Below are 16686 nucleotides of genomic sequence, written 5' to 3'. Positions count from 1 at the left end.
GGGCACCGCGTTCCCGGCCCGGAACTCCTAAGGTGTGCGTTGCCCGAAACCCCTCGCAGGCCCTCGCAGCCGGCTCTCCGCCGCCGACGCCGGCCACCCCCCAGGAGTGCCTCCCGTGCCCGTCGTCGTCACCGGCTCCATCGCCACCGACCACCTCATGACCTTCCCCGGCCTGTTCACCGAGCAGTTCGTGGAGGGGCAGATGGAGAACGTCTCGCTGTCCTTCCTGGTCGACGACCTGGTGCAGCACCGGGGCGGTGCGGGCGCGAACATGGCCTACGGGCTGGGGCTGCTCGGGCAGTCGCCGGTGCTCGTCGGCGCCGTCGGCAGCGACTTCGCCGACTACGAGGCCTGGCTGGCCCGGCACGGGGTGGACACCGGCAGCGTGCACTGGTCGGAGCTCAAGCACACCGCCCGGTTCGTGTGCACCACCGACGAGGCGAACAACCAGATCGCGTCGTTCTACTCGGGCGCGATGGCCGAGGCGTCCCAGATCGAGCTGGCCCCCGTGGTCGCCCGCGTGGGCGGTCCCGACCTCGTCGTCGTCGGCCCGAACGACCCGACCGCGATGGTGCGCCACACGCAGGAGTGCCGGGAGCGCGGCTACCCCTTCGCCGCCGACCCGAGCCAGCAGCTGGCCTGGGCCGACGGCGAGATGATCCGCGAGCTGGTGCACGGCGCCGAGGTGCTGTTCACCAACGAGTACGAGTCGGCGCTGCTGCTGCAGAAGACCGGGTGGACCGCCGAGGAGGTGCTCGACCGGGTCGGCTGCTGGGTCACCACGCGGGCGGCCGACGGCGTCCTGGTGCGCCGGGCCGGCGAGGAGCCGCTGGAGGTCATCGCGGTCCCGGAGACCAAGCCGGTCGAGCCGACCGGCGGCGGCGACGCCCTGCGCGCCGGGTTCATCGCCGGCCGGATGTGGGGGCTGTCCCTGGAGCGCGCCACCCAGCTCGGGTCCGCCGTCGCCACCGCGGCGGTCGAGGTGGTCGGCACGCAGGAGTACGACCTGCCGCGGGAGAGCTTCCTCGCCCGGTTCGCCGAGGCCTTCGGCGCCGAGGCCGCCGCGGAGATCGCCGCCCACCTACCGGGCTGATCAGCCCTCCCTGAGCCGCTCCCCGATGGAGGGGTCGGCGGCCCAGGTGCGGTAGGGGATGCGCGGGATCTCGCGCACCTCGCCGATCGTCGCCCACTCGTTGCCGCCCAGCCGGGCCAGCGGGCGGAGGTGCTCGATCCGCGGGCGCCCGTCGCGCACCGCCTCGGTCCAGGCGCTGACGTGCACGACCCGGCCGAACACCACGGTGCTGTCACCCAGCCGCAGCGTCGAGTGCAGCGTGCACTCGAGCGTCACGGGGGAGTCGGCCACGCGCATCGCGCCGACCTTGTCCGCCGGCTCCAGCCGCACGCCGGCCTCCTCGGCCTCGCTCCGGTCGGCCGGGAAGTCGGTGCCCGTGGCGTTGATCCGCTCGAACAGCGCCTCCGGCGTGAGGCTGACGGTGAACTCGCCGGTGGCCTCCACGTTGCGCAGCGAGTCCTTCCGGCCCACCGAGGTGAACTGCACGACCGGCGGGTCCACGCAGGCCACCGTGTAGAAGGAGTGCGGCGCCAGGTTGTGCACGCCCTCGGCCGAGCGGCTGCACACCCAGGCGATCGGCCGCGGGACGACGACGGAGTTGAGCACCCGGTAGAAGGCGCCCACCTCCATCTCTGCGGGGTCGAACGAGGTGCGCGGCCGGGACGGGTCGGGGGAGGTCACCGGCCCATCGTCGCCGAGCGCTCCGGACCGGGCGCGGCCAGGGCAGCCGGACGGGTGAGACACCAGGCCGCCGCCCCGAACCCGAGAGCCACCGCGAGCTGCCACGGCCACGGCGCGGCGCCGGGGGAGTTGACCTGGCACCAGTCGTCGAGCCCGTGCAGCAGCACCAGCGGCCAGACCGAGACCGTGTGCAGCCGGAGCGCGGCGAACCCGGCACCGAACGCCGTCGTGGAGATGACCTGCACCACCGTGTCGTCGACCGGCCGGCCGAAGGCGACCGCGGAGAGCACGTGGCCCAGGCCGAACAGCACGCCGACCCACAGCACGCGGGCGCGCGGCCGGAGCGGCGCCAGCACCTCCTGCACGGTGCCCCGGCTGAGCAGCTCCTCGCTGAGCCCGACGGCGAGGAAGAGCGCGGCGCTGGAGAGCAGGACCGTCCGGGAGCCCTCGATGCCGGGCAGCGCGTAGCTCAGCGCCACCAGGAGGACCGGCACCAGCAGGAGCGGCCTCCGCGGCCGGACGGAGCGCAGCCAGGGTCGGCGCCACCAGCCCCTCCGCGCGATGACCGCCAGCGGCACGAGCAGGGCGACCAGGTTGACCACGGTCGGCCCGAGGTCGGGGAACCACGAGGGAGCCATCGGCGGCAGCTCGAAGGCGGCGGCGAACAGCACCAGGTGCCAGGCCACCGTCAGCAGGGCGGCGCGCAGCAGCGCCTGCCGGGCCGGGGTCACGGACCAGGGACTACAGGTCGCGGCCGCGCCAGCGCAAGGTGCCCCGCCGCCGGCCGTGGACCGAGCGCAGCACCAGCAGGTCGAGGACCAGCACCGACAGCGGGTGCGCCAGCGCGTCCGGCCACGCGCGGCTCCCGGACGCCCGCGCGCCGAGGACCCGGCCGGCGACGCCGGCGAGGTAGCCGACCACCCCGGCGCGGGACCCGCCGAGGGCGGCCACCGGCGGGACCACGTAGACGGCGGTGAGCGCCGCCGCGGCCGCGACGCCCGCGGCCGGGCGGCCACCGACGGAGGCCCACAGCGACTTGGCGTAGCCGTCGCGCACCTGCGGCCAGCCCTCGTACATCCGGCAGGCGGCCAGCCTGGACCCGTCGACGGGCGCGCCGCGGCCGCCGGCCCGCTTCACCGCGCGCAGCAGGGCGATGTCCTCCAGCACCTCGCCGCGCACCGCGGCGTGGCCGCCGGCCCGCTCGTAGGCCTCCCGCCGGAGCACGAGGAACTGCCCGTTGGCCGCGGCCAGCGAGGGACGGGGGGAGCGCTCGGCGGTCCGGAGCGGCAGCGTCGTCAGCCAGAGCCAGGGCGCCAGCGGCTGGACCAGGCGCTCCGCCGCCCCCTCGGCGAGCGGCCGCGGCCAGGGGGACACCAGGTCCAGGCCGCTGCTGTCGAGCAGCGCGACGGCGGCGGCGACGGCGTCGGGGAAGAGGCGCACGTCGGCGTCGACGAAGACCAGCACCTCGTCCTCCCGCGGCTCCACGGCGGCGACCCCGGTGGCGCAGGCGTGCGGCTTGCCCAGCCAGCCCGCGGGCAGCGGGGGAGCGGTCACCAGCCGCACCCGGTGGTCGTGCACGGCCCGCACCACGTCGGCGGTGCCGTCGGTCGAGCCGTCGTCGACGACCACCACGCGCAGCCGGTCGACCCCGCGCTGGTCCAGCAGCGCGGCCAGGCAGCCGGCCACCTGGCCGGCCTCGTCGCGCACCGGCAGGACGACGGTCACCGGCCGCGTGCTGGGCGGCGGGTCGGCGGGGGGACGGCGCAGCAGCACGGTGTTGACGGCGGCGTGCACGGCCCCGGCCACGGCGGCCGCCGCGAGCGCCCGGACGGCGCGGCTCACCGGCGCCGCCGCCGGGCCGCGAGCACGGCCAGGACCGGCACGGCGAGCGCGGCGCCCCAGGCGGCCGAGCCGGGCAGGCCGAGCCAGCCCGCGTGCGCCAGCGCCCCGCCGAGGGTCATCCAGCCCAGGGCCAGCAGCGGGCCGGCCGGGCCGGTCCGGGGCGGCTGCCCGGTGCGCGCGACCAGCAGGTCGAGCAGCGTCATGAGAACCGCGCCGGCCAGCAGCCAGCCGGCCAGGTTGGTCAGCGGCACGGTGTCGATCCCCGGCAGCCCCGGGGAGGGGTGCGCCCAGGTCCAGTACCCGGCCTGGACCATCTGCGGGTCGAGCACGACGTCCCAGGCGGCGAAGACGGCGGCCGCCCAGGCGATGCGCGCCACCCGCCCGTCGGCGAGGTGGCCGGCGAGCAGCCAGCTGGGCCAGGCCATCATCAGCCAGGCCAGCGGCACGAGGAAGGGGACGCCGAGGAGCGTCGGGCCCAGGGCGTCGCTGTAGGTGTAGCTGCCGTACGGGTAGCCGGTGGCCAGGCCGACGGACTCGAAGGCGATCGCGGTCAGCGCGACGACCACCAGCACCCCGACGCCGGTGCGCAGCCCCCGGCTGACCGCGGCGTGCGCCACCGAGAGCGTCGCGCCCAGGAGCACGATCGTCCACGAGACGACGTTCCGGGCCGTGCCGGAGACCAGCGGGTAGGCGATCGCGGTCGCCACCAGGGCACCGGCCAGGGCGAGCGGGACCAGGCGGCCGAGGGCGGCGGGCCGTGCCGGGGTCCTCGTGGCCGTCATCCGCGCACGGCCCGCAGCCGCTGCAGCGCGCGACCGGCCGCCCGCCGCAGCGGGGCCCGGTCGGCCAGCAGCACGCGCGCCGCCGACCGACCGGAGTTGCCCGACACCCCGCCACCGGGGTGGGTGGAGGCGCCGGCCAGGTACAGCCCGGGCAGGCCGGGGACCTTGTAGCCCGACAGCCCCGGCGCGGGCCGGAACATGAACATGCTGGCCAGGCCCATCTCGACGTGCATGACGTTGCCGCGGGGCAGGGACAGCTCCCGCTCCAGCGCCAGCGGCGTCTGCACGTAGGTCCGCTGCACCGACGCGGCGAAGCCGGGGGCGTAGCGGTCCACGGCGTCGACCAGCCGGCGGGCCTCGGCGTCGGCGATCGCGTCCCAGTCGCCGCCGTCGGCCAGGGCGTAGGGGTACCACTGCCCCCAGATCGTGACGACGTGCTGCCCGGGCGGGGCCAGGGTCGGGTCGCTCGCCGAGAAGGACATCGCCAGGGGGACCGGCTCCCGTGGCACCCGGCCGGCGCCCCAGTCGCCGTGCGCGGCCGCGAGCTGCCCGCGGTCGGTGCACAGCAGCTGCAGCCCCTGCAGGGCCAGCTCGGGGTCCACGCCGGGGTAGGCGGGCAGCGCGTCGGTCAGCGCCCGGACGACGAGGCCGAAGCCATTGCCGACCGGGGGCGCGGCGTCGGCCAGCACCGGCGGGGCGTCGTCCCCGGCCAGCCGCCGGGTGACGTCGACGTGGCAGGCGGCGACGACGGCGCCGGCGCGCACCGTGCGGCCGGACCGGGTGCGGACGCCGGTGACCCGGCCGTCCTCCACCAGCAGCCGCTCGGCGCCGTCGCCGAGGGTGACGCGGCCGCCGTCGTGCTCCAGCCGGCGGCGCAGCGCGCGGGTCAGCCCTCCCGAGCCGCCGACCGGGTGACCGGGCGGGACGTCGTGCAGCAGCGCCACCCAGGCGACCATCGCCGCGGTGCCCGGCTCCGACATCGGGGGGCCGGACTGGGCACCGAACCAGGCCAGCGCCGCCTTGAGCCGCTCGCTGGTGAACCACCTGTCCAGCAGCGCGTCGCCGGAGCCGAGGAAGTCGACGGCCAGCTCGGCACCCGGGGTGCGCGTGCGGCCCTCGGCGGGGGCGCCCAGCGGCCAGAAGGAGCGGACCAGCCCGCGCGCGTCCGGTGCCCGCCCGAAGGAGGCGACGACGGCGCGGCTGCGCGGGCCCCACACCTCGACGAAGCGGCGGTAGGCGGCGGCGGCGTCGGCACCGCAGGCGGCCTCGATGGAGGCGCAGGTGGCGTCCAGGTCCACGGAGAGCACCAGGGGCCGGCCGTCGGGGCCGGGGTCGCCCGGCCGCGGGGCCGGGGCGAACCCCCACGGGTCGCAGTCGATGTAGCGCAGCCCGTGCGCGGCGAGGTCGAGCTCCTCGACGATGCCGCTGTGCCGCACGATCACGTGCGCGCTCGAGCCGCGGTCGACCTGCACGCCCGGCCAGCGCTCGACCGTGGACACGGCGCCGCCGAGCACGTCGTCGGACTCGACCACCTCGACCGACAGGCCCTCGCGGGCCAGGTAGCAGGCGGCCACCATCCCGTTGTGGCCGGAGCCGATGACGACGACATCGACGACGGCATCCACGACGGCATCGGCTGTGTCGGGTGCGGTGCTCACGCCTGGGTGTTCGCCGGGGAGCCGTCGCGCGGATGCAGCGGCAGCCGGGCGCCGAGGATGGCGAAGGGGCGGCTGTCACCGGGGAAGTGGTAGTTCCGGGCCAGGTCGACGAAGCCGTCGGCCTGGTACAGCCGGAAGGCCTTGGTGTCGGCGTCCGGGGTGGAGAGCAGGGCGACCGGGTGCGGCACTTCGACCAGCGCGTGCAGCAGCTGCCGGCCCAGGCCCTGGCTCTGGTGCGCCGGGGCCACGTGCAGCTCGCAGACCTCGAAGGCGCCGGGCAGCCACTTCTTCGCCGTCCGCCGGTCCAGCGCGGCCCGCACCTGGTCGTGCCACCACTGCCCGGGGGCGATGAGGTAGCCGTAGCCGAAGCCGACCAGCTGCTCGCCCTCCGGGGTCTGCGCGAAGGCGCCCACGGCGCGGAAGCCCGGCCGCTCGGTGTGCTGGACGGCGTAGCCGTAGCGGCCGGCGACGATGCCGGAGTCGTAGCCCATCGCCAGCCCGTAGATGGCCAGCACCTCGTGCATGTGCTCGCGCATCCACGGCGCGGGGAGCTCGAGGATGCGGGTGGTCGGGCGGGTGCCCGTCACGGGGCGACCACCTCCGGGGTCTCGGTGACGAGGCCGTCGCCCACCTCGGCGGCGGTGCCCGCGGTGATGCGGAGCAGTTCCTCGTAGCTGGTGGGGAACACGGCGGAGGGGTGCCCGGCGGCGGCCCAGACCCGGTCGTACCGGGCGAGCTCGACGTCGACCAGCGTGCCGAGGGGGGCGGGGTGGCCCAGGGGGGCGACGCCGCCGACGGGCTGGCCGGTGTGCCGGCGGACCTCGTCGGCGGGGGCCGGGGCCACCGAGAGCACGCCGAGCAGGGCGGCGACCTGGGCGACGTCGACGCGGTGCGCGCCGCTGGTCAGGACCAGCAGGGGGGAGCCGTCGGCGAGGAACACCAGGCTGTTGACGATCGCGCCGACGGGCACGTCCAGCGCCGCGGCGGCGGACGCGGCGGTGCGCACCTCGGTCGGGAGGACGCGCACCTCACCCCCGGCGCCGGCCTCGGCGAGGGCGCGGGCGACGGCGGCCACCCGGGGGTGCGGTGGTCGGCTCATGCGCTGATCCTGCCACCGCCCCCGCGGCGGCGCGCCCGGCCGTGCCGCGGCTTGACGGCGGCAGGGCGCTCCGGTCTACTGGACATCGTTCGAACACGCGTTCGAACGATGCTCGGCCCGTTCGACCCGGCTCTTCCCCGCCGGGCGGACGCCCGGGCCGGTGTACGCGCGGGGCGAGGCGTGGGGAGGCTGTCATGAGCCGGGTGCTCGGTGAGGTCGTCGGTCGGACCGGCGAGGAGGTGCAGGTCGAGCGGGGGCCGCTCGGGCCGGTGCAGTTCTGGCGCGGGCAGTCGCGGTACGTCGTGGGCGAGCTGCTCGACTCCTGGGTCGAGACGGCGCCGTGGTGGCTGCGCGGTGGGGACGCCGCGGGTGGCGCCTCGGCCGAGCTGGTGGCCCCCCGCGAGGTCTGGCGGGTCGAGGCGGTCCGGGCCGGGCGGTCGCGGATGAGCTTCGCCGGGGTCTTCGACCTGACGTGGGACGCGTCGGCCAACCGCTGGTGGCTCGTCCGGGTGCACGACTGATGGGCGCCGCACGAGCCGTGCCGGCCGGCCAGCTGCCGCTGCCTCCCGCACTCCCCGCCGCGGCCACCGCGCTGCTCGACCAGGCGCACCGCGGCCTGGGCGAGGCGGCGTCGGCCACCGACCCGCGGGAGCGCTACGCCACCGCGCACCTGGCGGCGCTCCGTGCCGCCGCTGCGGTGCTGGCCGCCCGCACCCGCCCCGAGGGCGGCCGTCGCCGGCCGCGCAGCGCCTGGGTCCTGCTCGGGCAGGTCGCCCCGGAGCTGGGGGAGTGGGCCACCTTCTTCGCCGCGGGGGCGGCCAAGCGCGCCGCGGCCGAGGCCGGGCTGTCCCGGGCGGTCACCGAGCGGGAGGCCGACGACCTGGTCCGCGACGTCCGCAGCTTCCTGGCCGTCGTCGAGGCGGGGCTGGGTGCGCTGCCCGAGCCTCCGCGGTACCCCCGGCCGCACGTGGTCGGAAGCTCCTCCCGGTCCACCCGGCGGTGAGCGACCCCTTTGTCCACCTGCACGTCGCCTCCGGCTACTCCATGCGGTACGGGGCCAACCACCCCGCCGACCTGGTGGCCCGCGCCGCCGAGCACGGCATGTCGGCGCTGGCCCTCACCGACCGGGACGGGCTCTACGGCGCGGTGAAGTTCGCGCTGGCCTGCCGCTCGGCGGGTATCCGGCCGATCTTCGGGGTCGACCTCGCGGTGGCACCCACGGTCGAGACCACGGTCCCGCCGTCCCTGGCCCGTGCCCTGGACGGCACGGCGGCCGGCGCCCGGTCCCCGCGGTCCCGCGCGACGGGGCCGGCTGCTCGCCGCGCCCCCGCCCGGGGCGGGGCGAGCGTCGACCCGCGGCTGCCCTGGGTCACCTTCCTGGCCCGGAACGGCGCCGGCTGGCGGTCGCTGTGCCGGCTGACCAGCGCCACCCACCTGCGCGGCACCCGCGGTGAGCCGGTGAGCTCGCTGGCCCTCGCCGCCGAGCACGCCGAGGGCCTGGCCCCGCTGCTGGGCCCCGGGTCGCCGGTAGGCCGGGCGCTGGCGGCCGGGCGGGCCGACCTCGCCGCGGCGGTGCTCGACGCGTGGCGGGCGGTCTTCGGCTCGGGGCTGGCGGTGGAGGTGGTGCACCACCGCGGCCGGGGGGACCGGCAGCGCGCGCAGGCGATGCTCCGGTTCGCCGCCGAGCACCAGGTGCCGGTGGTCCTCAGCAACGCCGTCCGCTACGTCGACGCGCTGGACGCGCCGACCGCCGACGTCCTCGACGCCGCCCGCCGGCTGGTCCCGCTCGGCGACCGGCACGTCGGCCGCACCACGGCCGAGGGGTACCTGAAGTCGGGCAAGGAGATGGCCGAGGTCGCCGAGGACCTGATGGGCCCGGACCGGGATGCCGCCCTGCGGCTGCTCGAGCGCACCGCGCGGCTGGCCGAGCAGTGCGCCGTCGACGTCGCCGGTGACCTGGGGGTGGGCAGCGTCCGCTACCCGGAGCTCGACGTCGTCACCACGCCGGCGGAGCGGGGGATGAGCTCCGCGCAGGTGCTGCGGGCCCGGTGCGAGGCCGGCCTGGGGCGCCGCGGGATGGCGCCCACGGCGCGGGTGCGCCAGCGGCTCGCCGAGGAGCTGGGGGTCATCGAGTCCCTCGGCTACCCCTCCTACTTCCTCACCGTGGCCGACGTCGTCGACCTCATCAAGAGCTTGAGGGTCCGGGCGGCGGCGCGCGGGTCGGGTGCGGGCAGCCTGGTCACCTACCTGCTCGGCATCTCCGACGTCGACCCGCTGCGGTACGGGCTGCTGATGGAGCGGTTCCTCTCCCCGCTGCGCCACCAGCTGCCCGACATCGACATCGACGTCGAGTCCGCACGGCGCATGGAGGTCTACGACGCGGTCATCGACCGGTTCGGCGCCGACCGGGTCAGCTGCATCTCGATGATGGACACCTACCGGGTGCGGCACGCCATCCGCGACGTCGGTGCCGCGCTCGGGCTGCCGCAGGCGGAGGTCGACGCCGTCGCCAAGGCGTTCCCGCACATCCGCGCCAACCAGGTGCACGCGGCGCTGCGCGACCTGCCCGAGCTGCAGGCGAGCAGGTACGGGTCGCGCCGGGCCGGGGGCACGGGTGACCTCGACCTGCTGTTCGACCTGGTCTCCCGGCTCGACGGGCTGCCCCGGCACATCGCGCTGCACCCGTGCGGCGTGCTGCTCTCCGACACCACGCTGCTGGACCGCACGCCGGTGGAGAGCAGCTACCTCGGCTACCCGATGAGCCAGTTCGACAAGGACGACGTCGAGGAGCTCGGGCTGCTCAAGCTCGACCTGCTCGGCATCCGGATGCAGTCGGCGATCGCGCACGCGCTCTCCGAGGTGCAGCGGGTGGACCACGAGCAGGTGGACATCGACGCCGTCCCCCGGGACGACCCGACGACCTTCGAGCTGATCCGCTCGACCCGCACGCTCGGGATGTTCCAGATCGAGTCGCCGGGGCAGCGGGAGCTGGTCGGCAAGTTCGGGCCGCAGACGTTCGAGGACATCATCATCGACATCTCGCTGTTCCGGCCCGGCCCGGTGAAGAGCGACATGGTCACCCCGTTCCTCCTGGCCCGGAACGGCTGGCAGGACGCCGAGTACCCGCACCCCGACCTGGAGTTCGCCCTCGCCGAGACCGCCGGGGTGGTGGTGTTCCACGAGCAGGTGCTGCAGGTGGTGTCCCGGATGACCGGCTGCACGCTGGCCGAGGCCGACGAGGTGCGCCGGGCGCTGGGGGAGAAGGACGCCCACGCCGAGGTGCGGGCCTGGTTCATGCCCCGGGTGCTGGACGCCGGCTACCCGGTGGAGGTGGCCCGGCGGGTGTGGGAGGTGCTGGTGGCCTTCGGGTCGTTCGGCTTCTGCAAGGCGCATGCGGCGGCCTTCGCGCTGCCCACGTACCAGTCGGCGTGGCTGAAGACCCACCACCCGGCGGCGTTCCTGGCCGGGGTGCTCACCCACGACCCGGGCATGTACCCGAAGCGGCTGATCCTCGACGACGCCCGCAACTTCGGCATCCGGGTGCTCGGGCTGGACGTGAACGCCTCCGCCGGCTCCTACCGGGTCGAACGCCTCGACCTGGACCCTGAGGTGGAGGGTGAGGGTTGGCGCCGCCCGGAGTGGATGCCGACGGCGATGCCCGACCCGTCCCGGTACGGGATCCGGCTGTCGCTGGCCGACGTGAAGGGCATCTCCGACGACGAGGTGGCCCGGATCGTCAGCGGGCAGCCCTACCGGTCGCTGACCGACTTCTGGTCGCGGGCATCGGTGTCCCGGCCGGTGGTGGAGCGGCTCGTGCTGGCCGGCGGGTTCGACTCGCTCTACGGCTTCGGGATGCGCGACCGCGAGGCCGGCCGGCCGACGCGTCGGCGGCACCAGGTGACCCGCCGCGACCTGCTGCTGCAGATCAGCGAGCTGGACCGGTGGAGCCGCAGCGGTGCGCGGGCGAGCTCCGACGGTCAGCTCAGCCTGGACCTCATGGGGATGGAGGACGCCGAGCCGGAGATCCCCGGGCTGGAGCTCGCCGGGCCGGACGGCCCTGCCGCCGCGGTCGGGCCGTCGTGGGCGGAGGGCAGCGGGCTGCCCGAGTTCACCGACGCCGAGCTGGTGCGCGCCGAGCTGGAGGTGCTCGGGCTGGACGCCAGCCGGCACGTCGTCGACTTCTACCGGCCGTTCCTCTCCGCGCTGGGCGCGGTGCCGGCCGGGGAGCTGCTCGGCTGCCGCAGCGGCTCGGAGGTGCTGGTGGCCGGGGTGAAGGTGGCCACCCAGACGCCGCCGATCCGCTCCGGGCGGCGGGTGGTGTTCGTGACCCTCGACGACGGCAGCGGCTGCACCGACTCGACGTTCTTCGAGGACGCGCAGGGGCCCTACGCGGCGACGGTCTTCCACTCGTGGCTGCTGGTCGTCCGCGGGGTGCTGCGCCGGACCGGACCGCGCGGGGTGTCGCTCCGGGCGACGGGCGCGTGGGAGCTGCCGGCGCTGCACGAGGCGTGGGAGGCCGGCGGGCTGGAGCAGGTGGCCGAGCTGATGGCGGCCCCGGGGGAGATCACCGAGCAGGCGATCAGCGGGGCGGCGGCATCGCGCAGCAGCCGGCCGGTCGTGGTGCGGCCGGTGCTCGTGCACCCGACCGGCTTCCGCATGTCGCCCTACGCCGACATCAAGCCGGCCGGGGACGACGCCGCCACCGCCGCCCGGCGCGCGGCCGCCGCGCCGCCGCGCAAGCTGTGGCACTCCAGCCCGGGCAGCTCCGGCCACTGAGGCACGGCCCCCGGACCAGGAAAGCCCAGCTCAGAGACGCGGAACTGTCATACCCCCTCCGTAGGTTCGGGGTGTGTTCGAGGGCTGGGGAGTGGGGCTGGCGGTGGCCGAGCTGCGGCCCGCCGCGCCCGTCGATGCCCCGGGGAGGCCCGCCCGGCTGTCCGACGTCCTCCCGGTCGCCGTGCGCAGCCCCGAGGGGAAGGTGCACGAGCTCGGCCGGGTCCAGCAGCTGAAGTCCGCGATCGCCGCGTACGAGGCGGACCTCATCGCCGGGCTCGCCGCCGACCGCCCGGCCACCGCCGACCTCCCCGCCGGTGCACCGGGCGCCGCGGCCGAGCGGTGGTGCGCGCCCGACGCCGCCGAGCTGGCGCGGCTCGGTGGGGTCAGCGAGTTCTTCCCCGACGAGCTGGCGCAGGTGCTCCGCTGCTCGCGGGCGCAGGCCACCACGGTGGCCGTGCACGCGCTGACCCTCGTGCACCTGCTCCCGCGGACCTGGGCGGCGCTCGCCGACGGTCGCATCGACTGGCCGCGGGCCCGAGGCCTGGCCCAGCAGCTCGGCCTCCCCGGCGAGGACGTCGACCCCGCCGTCCTCGCGGAGGTGGAGGCCGCGGTCCTGCCGCGGGCCGAGGAGCTGTCGGTGACCGGGCTGCGCGCCCTGGCCGAGCGCGAGCTCGTCCGCCGCGACCCGCGGGCGGCCGAGCGGCGGCGGCGCCGGGCGCAGCGGGCCGCCGACGTCGTGCTCCGGCCGGCGCCCGACGGGATGGCCCAGCTGTCGGTCTTCCTGCCCGCCCCGGACGCCGCAGCCGTCCTCGACACCGCGGACCGGTACGCCCGCCTGGAGAAGGAGGCCGGTTCCGCCGAGCCCATCGGGGTGCTGCGCGCCCGGGCGGTCACGGACCTGGCGCTCCGGCCCTGGGACACCAGCCGCCCACCGGTCACCGCCCACCTGACCGTCCTCGCCCCGCTTCCCGTCCTCGCGGGGGACGACGGCGTCGCCGAGGTGGAGGGACGACCCATCACCGCGAGCGGGCTCCGCCGGGTGCTGGAGCAGCTGGACTCGCTGTGCCCTGGCGGTCTGCAGGCACCCAGCGGCGGCACGCTGCTCCTGGCGCTCACCGACCCGGTCACCGGGCGGTTGCGGGCGACCGTCACCCGCCGCGAGCTGGAGACGCGGGCCCGCCGCGGGTGCCCGCAGCACCCCGCTGCCGACTGCGGCTGCCCGCTGCTCGCCGAGCCGGCTGCGCCCGGCCGCTACCGGCCCACCCCCGCGCAGCGCCGCTTCCTCCGGGTCCGCGACCAGCGGTGCCGCATGCCCGGCTGCTCGACCCGACCCGGCTGGGCGGACCTGGACCACGTCGTGCCGCACGACCAGGGCGGCGAGACCTCCTGCGACAACCTCTGCTGCCTGTGCCGCCGGCACCACCGGCTGAAGACCTTCGCGCCGGGGTGGTCCTTCGTCATGGACGACGACGGCGTGCTCACCGTGACCACGCCCAGCGGCGTCACGCGCGTCACCAGACCGCCGGGTCTCGACCGCCGGCCGTTCCCGCCGTCCGCCGGGCCCGACGGCGAGGGCGACGACCCGCCGCCGTTCTGAGCCGCCGCACCGGTCGGCACCACTGGCGACAGCCGAGGGGCGCCCGGACGAGGATGGCTCCGTGGACGAGCCCCGTGACCTGCGTGTGTGCTTCCTCGGGGACTCCTTCGTCGCCGGGGTCGGGGACCCGGAGCACCGTGGCTGGGTTGGCCGGCTGTGCGCTCGCAGCGCGCGCACCGGCCTGCCCCTGACCGCCTACAACCTGGGCGTCCGCCGCGAGACGAGCACCGACGTGCTCCGTCGCTGGCGCGGGGAGTGCGCACCCCGGCTCTCCACCGGGGACGACCGCCGGATCGTGGTCTCCTGCGGGGTCAACGACACGACCGTCGAGGCGGGGCTCCCGAGGGTTGCGGCCGAGGAGTCGGTCGCGGCGCTCACCGCTGTCCTGCACGGCGCCGAGGACGCCGGCTGGTCCGCGCTCGTGGTCGGCCCGCCGCCGGTCGCCGACCCCGGCCAGAACCGCCGCATCGCCGACCTGGACCTCCGCTTCGGGGAGCTCTGCGCCGCCCGGGGCGTTCCGTACGTCCCCGTGCTCCCGTCGCTGGAGGGCTGCGAGACCTGGCGGCGGGAGGTGGCGGCGGGCGACGGGGCGCACCCCGGAGCGGCCGGGTACGAGCGCCTCACCGACCTCGTGTGGCCGGTCTGGTCGGCCTGGACGGGCGTGCCGGGCCACCGATGAGTTCTCGGGCCGGCCGTGGTCTCACCTCCGACAGCCCCACCCTCACCGGCGCCCGGCCGGCGCCCCGCGAAGGAGACCCGCGATGCCCAAGCAGATCCCCTGCATCTGGATGAACGGCACGGCCGAGGAGGCCGCGACGCTCTACACCTCGGTGTTCCCGAACAGCTCCATCGGGGACGTCACCCGCTACGGCCCCGGGCAGCCGATGCCCGAGGGCACCGCGATGACCGTGAGCTTCACCCTCGACGGCCAGGAGTACGTCGCGCTCAACGGCGGTCCCCAGTTCCCGCACAGCGAGGCGATCAGCTTCCAGATCATCTGCGCCGACCAGGAGGAGGCCGACCACTACTGGGACCGGCTGACCGAGGGCGGCGAGGAGAGCATGTGCGGCTGGCTGAAGGACCGTTTCGGCGTCTCCTGGCAGGTCATCCCGACCGAGCTGCCGGCCCTGCTCGGCGACCCGGACCCCGGCCGCGCCCAGCGGGCGGCCCAGGCCATGTTCCAGATGCGCCGCATCGACATCGCCGAGATCCGCCGGGCCGCCGACGCCGTCCCCGCCTGAGCGGAAGGGCAGCGCGCCCGCCACTAGGCTCCGGTGGGTGCCGACAGTTCCCACCTCGCCGACCGCGGCGCAGCTGCCCGCCCGCACCGCCGCCGTGTGGGCCGCGCTCGACCCGCTCGTGGGCGCGGGCACCCCGTTGCGCATCCTCGACGTCGGCGGAGGCAGCGGCATGTTCGCCGTCCCGCTGGCCCGCCTGGGGCACTCGGTCACCGTCGTCGACCCCAGCGCCGACGCCCTCGCCACCCTCCACCGCCGCGCCCAGACCGACGGCGTGGGGGAGCGGGTCCGAGGCGTCCAGGGTGACGGTGACCTGCTGCACGAGGTCCTCGCCGACGACGGCGGCTACGACCTGGCGCTGTGCCACTCCGTCCTCGAGGTGGTCGACGACCCCGCCGTGACCCTCCGCGAGGTCGCCGGCGCCCTGCGGCCCGGCGGCACGGTGAGCCTCGCCGTCGCCAACCGGGCCGGGGCCGTCCTCGCCCGAGCCGTCGCCGGCCACCCGGTCGAGGCGCTCGCCGTCCTGCGCGACCAGGAGACGGTCCCCGGCCGGGGCGGCCGCCGCCGGTTCACCCACGGCGACCTGCTCGTCCTCGTCGACGGCGCCGGGCTCACCGCCGGGGAGTGGCGCGGGGTCTCCGTGGTCGCCGACCTGCTGGAGGCGGCCTCGGGCGCGGACCCCACCGCCGTCCGCAACCTCGAGCTCGCCCTCGCCGAGACCTCGCCCTACCGGGAGGTCGCTGCGGGCCTGCACCTGCTGGCCACCCGCCCGTGACCCTCCCGGCCGACCTGCGGCGCCCCGCCTACGGCGCCGCCAGCCTGGCCGACGTCCTCCCGAGCGCGGTCGCGGCGCTGGGCTCGCCGGTCCCCAGGGGCGAGCTCCCCGCCGACCCGCTCGGCCTCACCGACGCGCTGCACGGCGCCCGTCGCGTCGCGGTCCTGCTGGTGGACGGCCTGGGCGCCGACCTGGTTCGCGCGCACGCCGACCTGGCGCCCACCCTCGCCGCCCTGTCCAGCCCGGCCGGCGACCTCGCCGCCCCCTGCCCGAGCACCACCCCGGTCAGCCTCACCACCCTGGGCACCGGCCTCCCGCCGGGCAGCCACGGCGTCCTCGGCTTCGTCACCGAGGTGCCGGGGAAGGGGCGCACCCTCAACCACACCCAGTGGGCCGACGACCCCGACCCGGCCGACTGGATGGCGCAGCCCACGGTCTTCCAGCGGGCAGCTGCCGACGGCATCGCGGTCACCGCCGTCGGGCCGTGGGCCTACGCCGGCTCCGGGCTCACCGAGGCCGCCTACCGCGGTGGCAACTACACCGGCAGCGTCGGCCCGGGCGACCTCACCGCCCTGATGCGCACCGCGCTGGACGCCGGCCCGAGGGCGCTGGTCTACGGCTACCTGGCCGAGCTCGACCTCACCGGCCACGTCCGCGGTGTCGACTCGCCCAGCTGGCGCGCCCAGCTCCAGCAGGTCGACGCCCTCGTCGCCCAGCTCGTCGACGGCCTCCCCGACGACGCCGCGCTGCTCGTCACCGCCGACCACGGGATGGTCGACGTCCCGGCGCACACCCGCTTCGACCTCGACGACGAGCCCGACCTCGCCGACGGCGTCCGGCTGCTCGCCGGGGAGCCGAGGGCCCGCTACGTCCACGCCGAGCCCGGGGCGGAGGCCGACCTGCTCGACCGCTGGCGCGGCGTCCTCGGCGACCGCGCCTGGGTGGTGTCCCGCGAGGAGGCGGTCGCCAGCGGGATCTTCGGCCCGGTCGACGACGGCCTCGCCGCCCGCATCGGCGACGTGGTGGCGCTGGCCCGCGGCAGCTGGGCGCTGGTCACCCCGCGCCTGGAGCCCGGTCCCAGCCGCCTCGCGGCCTACCACGGCTCGCTGACCGCCACCGAGCTCGCGATCCCGCTGCTGGTCGCCCGGGGGCGTGGGCTGGCCTGA

Annotated in this window: 16 protein-coding genes; 9 read left to right on the top strand and 7 right to left on the bottom strand. The window is 76.6% G+C overall.

Going from position 1 to position 16686, the window contains the following annotated elements; genetic code table 11:
- Positions 1-115: 115 nt before the first annotated feature.
- Positions 116-1093, top strand: coding sequence for a carbohydrate kinase family protein (locus E4P43_RS07040; protein ID WP_135144703.1), 978 nt, complete (start codon positions 116-118; stop codon positions 1091-1093).
- Here E4P43_RS07040 and E4P43_RS07035 read toward each other — a convergent pair whose 3' ends face one another.
- Genes E4P43_RS07035 through E4P43_RS07005 form a run of 7 tightly spaced genes read right to left on the bottom strand, consistent with a single transcriptional unit; the run spans position 1094 to position 7134 of the window.
- Positions 1094-1753 (bottom strand): flavin reductase family protein, encoded by a 660-nt coding sequence (locus E4P43_RS07035; protein ID WP_209313760.1) that lies wholly within the window; start codon positions 1751-1753, stop codon positions 1094-1096. It abuts the gene before it with no gap.
- Positions 1750-2484 carry a CPBP family intramembrane glutamic endopeptidase gene (locus E4P43_RS07030; RefSeq protein ID WP_135144702.1) on the bottom strand — a complete coding sequence of 245 codons (735 nt, stop codon included), beginning with the start codon at positions 2482-2484 and terminating at the stop codon, positions 1750-1752. The genes E4P43_RS07035 and E4P43_RS07030 overlap by 4 nt, the downstream gene beginning before the upstream one ends.
- A gap of 10 nt (positions 2485-2494) precedes the next feature.
- The gene (locus E4P43_RS07025; RefSeq protein ID WP_135144701.1) at positions 2495-3595 is read right to left on the bottom strand and encodes a glycosyltransferase; all 1101 of its coding nucleotides are present in this window, start codon (positions 3593-3595) and stop codon (positions 2495-2497) included.
- Positions 3592-4377, bottom strand: a complete 786-nt coding sequence (locus E4P43_RS07020; RefSeq protein WP_135144700.1) for a carotenoid biosynthesis protein — start codon at positions 4375-4377, stop codon at positions 3592-3594. The genes E4P43_RS07025 and E4P43_RS07020 overlap by 4 nt, the downstream gene beginning before the upstream one ends.
- Positions 4374-6035, bottom strand: coding sequence for an NAD(P)/FAD-dependent oxidoreductase (locus tag E4P43_RS07015; protein WP_245158981.1), 1662 nt, complete (start codon positions 6033-6035; stop codon positions 4374-4376). The genes E4P43_RS07020 and E4P43_RS07015 overlap by 4 nt, the downstream gene beginning before the upstream one ends.
- Positions 6032-6622: a GNAT family N-acetyltransferase gene (locus E4P43_RS07010; RefSeq protein ID WP_135144699.1), complete on the bottom strand. Its 591-nt coding sequence runs from the start codon at positions 6620-6622 to the stop codon at positions 6032-6034. Before E4P43_RS07010 ends, E4P43_RS07015 begins: the two co-directional genes overlap by 4 nt.
- Positions 6619-7134, bottom strand: coding sequence for a YbaK/EbsC family protein (locus E4P43_RS07005; protein WP_135144698.1), 516 nt, complete (start codon positions 7132-7134; stop codon positions 6619-6621). The genes E4P43_RS07010 and E4P43_RS07005 overlap by 4 nt, the downstream gene beginning before the upstream one ends.
- A 194-nt stretch (positions 7135-7328) precedes the next feature.
- On the opposite strand from E4P43_RS07005, the gene E4P43_RS07000 reads away from it, so the two are divergent.
- The 8 genes from E4P43_RS07000 (at position 7329) to E4P43_RS06965 (ending at position 16686) form a co-directional block, all read left to right on the top strand.
- Positions 7329-7655 carry a DUF6504 family protein gene (locus tag E4P43_RS07000; protein ID WP_135144697.1) on the top strand — a complete coding sequence of 109 codons (327 nt, stop codon included), beginning with the start codon at positions 7329-7331 and terminating at the stop codon, positions 7653-7655.
- Complete coding sequence (locus E4P43_RS06995) at positions 7655-8137, top strand: SAV_6107 family HEPN domain-containing protein (RefSeq protein ID WP_135144696.1); 483 nt, start codon at positions 7655-7657, stop codon at positions 8135-8137. The genes E4P43_RS07000 and E4P43_RS06995 overlap by 1 nt, the downstream gene beginning before the upstream one ends.
- Entirely contained in the window at positions 8134-11910 is a 3777-nt protein-coding gene (locus E4P43_RS06990) for a DNA polymerase III subunit alpha (RefSeq protein ID WP_135144695.1), read from the top strand. The genes E4P43_RS06995 and E4P43_RS06990 overlap by 4 nt, the downstream gene beginning before the upstream one ends.
- Before the next feature lie 73 nt (positions 11911-11983).
- The gene (locus E4P43_RS06985) at positions 11984-13507 is read left to right on the top strand and encodes an HNH endonuclease signature motif containing protein (protein ID WP_135144694.1); all 1524 of its coding nucleotides are present in this window, start codon (positions 11984-11986) and stop codon (positions 13505-13507) included.
- A gap of 61 nt (positions 13508-13568) precedes the next feature.
- A complete protein-coding gene (locus tag E4P43_RS06980) occupies positions 13569-14186 on the top strand; it encodes a GDSL-type esterase/lipase family protein (protein ID WP_209313759.1) in 618 nt (205 codons plus the stop codon).
- A gap of 82 nt (positions 14187-14268) precedes the next feature.
- Positions 14269-14748: a VOC family protein gene (locus tag E4P43_RS06975; protein WP_135144693.1), complete on the top strand. Its 480-nt coding sequence runs from the start codon at positions 14269-14271 to the stop codon at positions 14746-14748.
- Between the two features lie 37 nt (positions 14749-14785).
- Positions 14786-15520, top strand: coding sequence for a methyltransferase domain-containing protein (locus E4P43_RS06970; protein ID WP_135144692.1), 735 nt, complete (start codon positions 14786-14788; stop codon positions 15518-15520).
- On the top strand, positions 15517-16686 hold the full coding sequence (locus E4P43_RS06965) for a nucleotide pyrophosphatase/phosphodiesterase family protein (RefSeq protein WP_135144691.1): 1170 nt from the start codon (positions 15517-15519) through the stop codon (positions 16684-16686). Before E4P43_RS06970 ends, E4P43_RS06965 begins: the two co-directional genes overlap by 4 nt.

The organism is Blastococcus sp. TF02A-35, from assembly GCF_004571075.1.
GTDB lineage: Bacteria > Actinomycetota > Actinomycetes > Mycobacteriales > Geodermatophilaceae > Blastococcus.
This window is presented reverse-complemented; position numbering and strand designations above follow the sequence as displayed.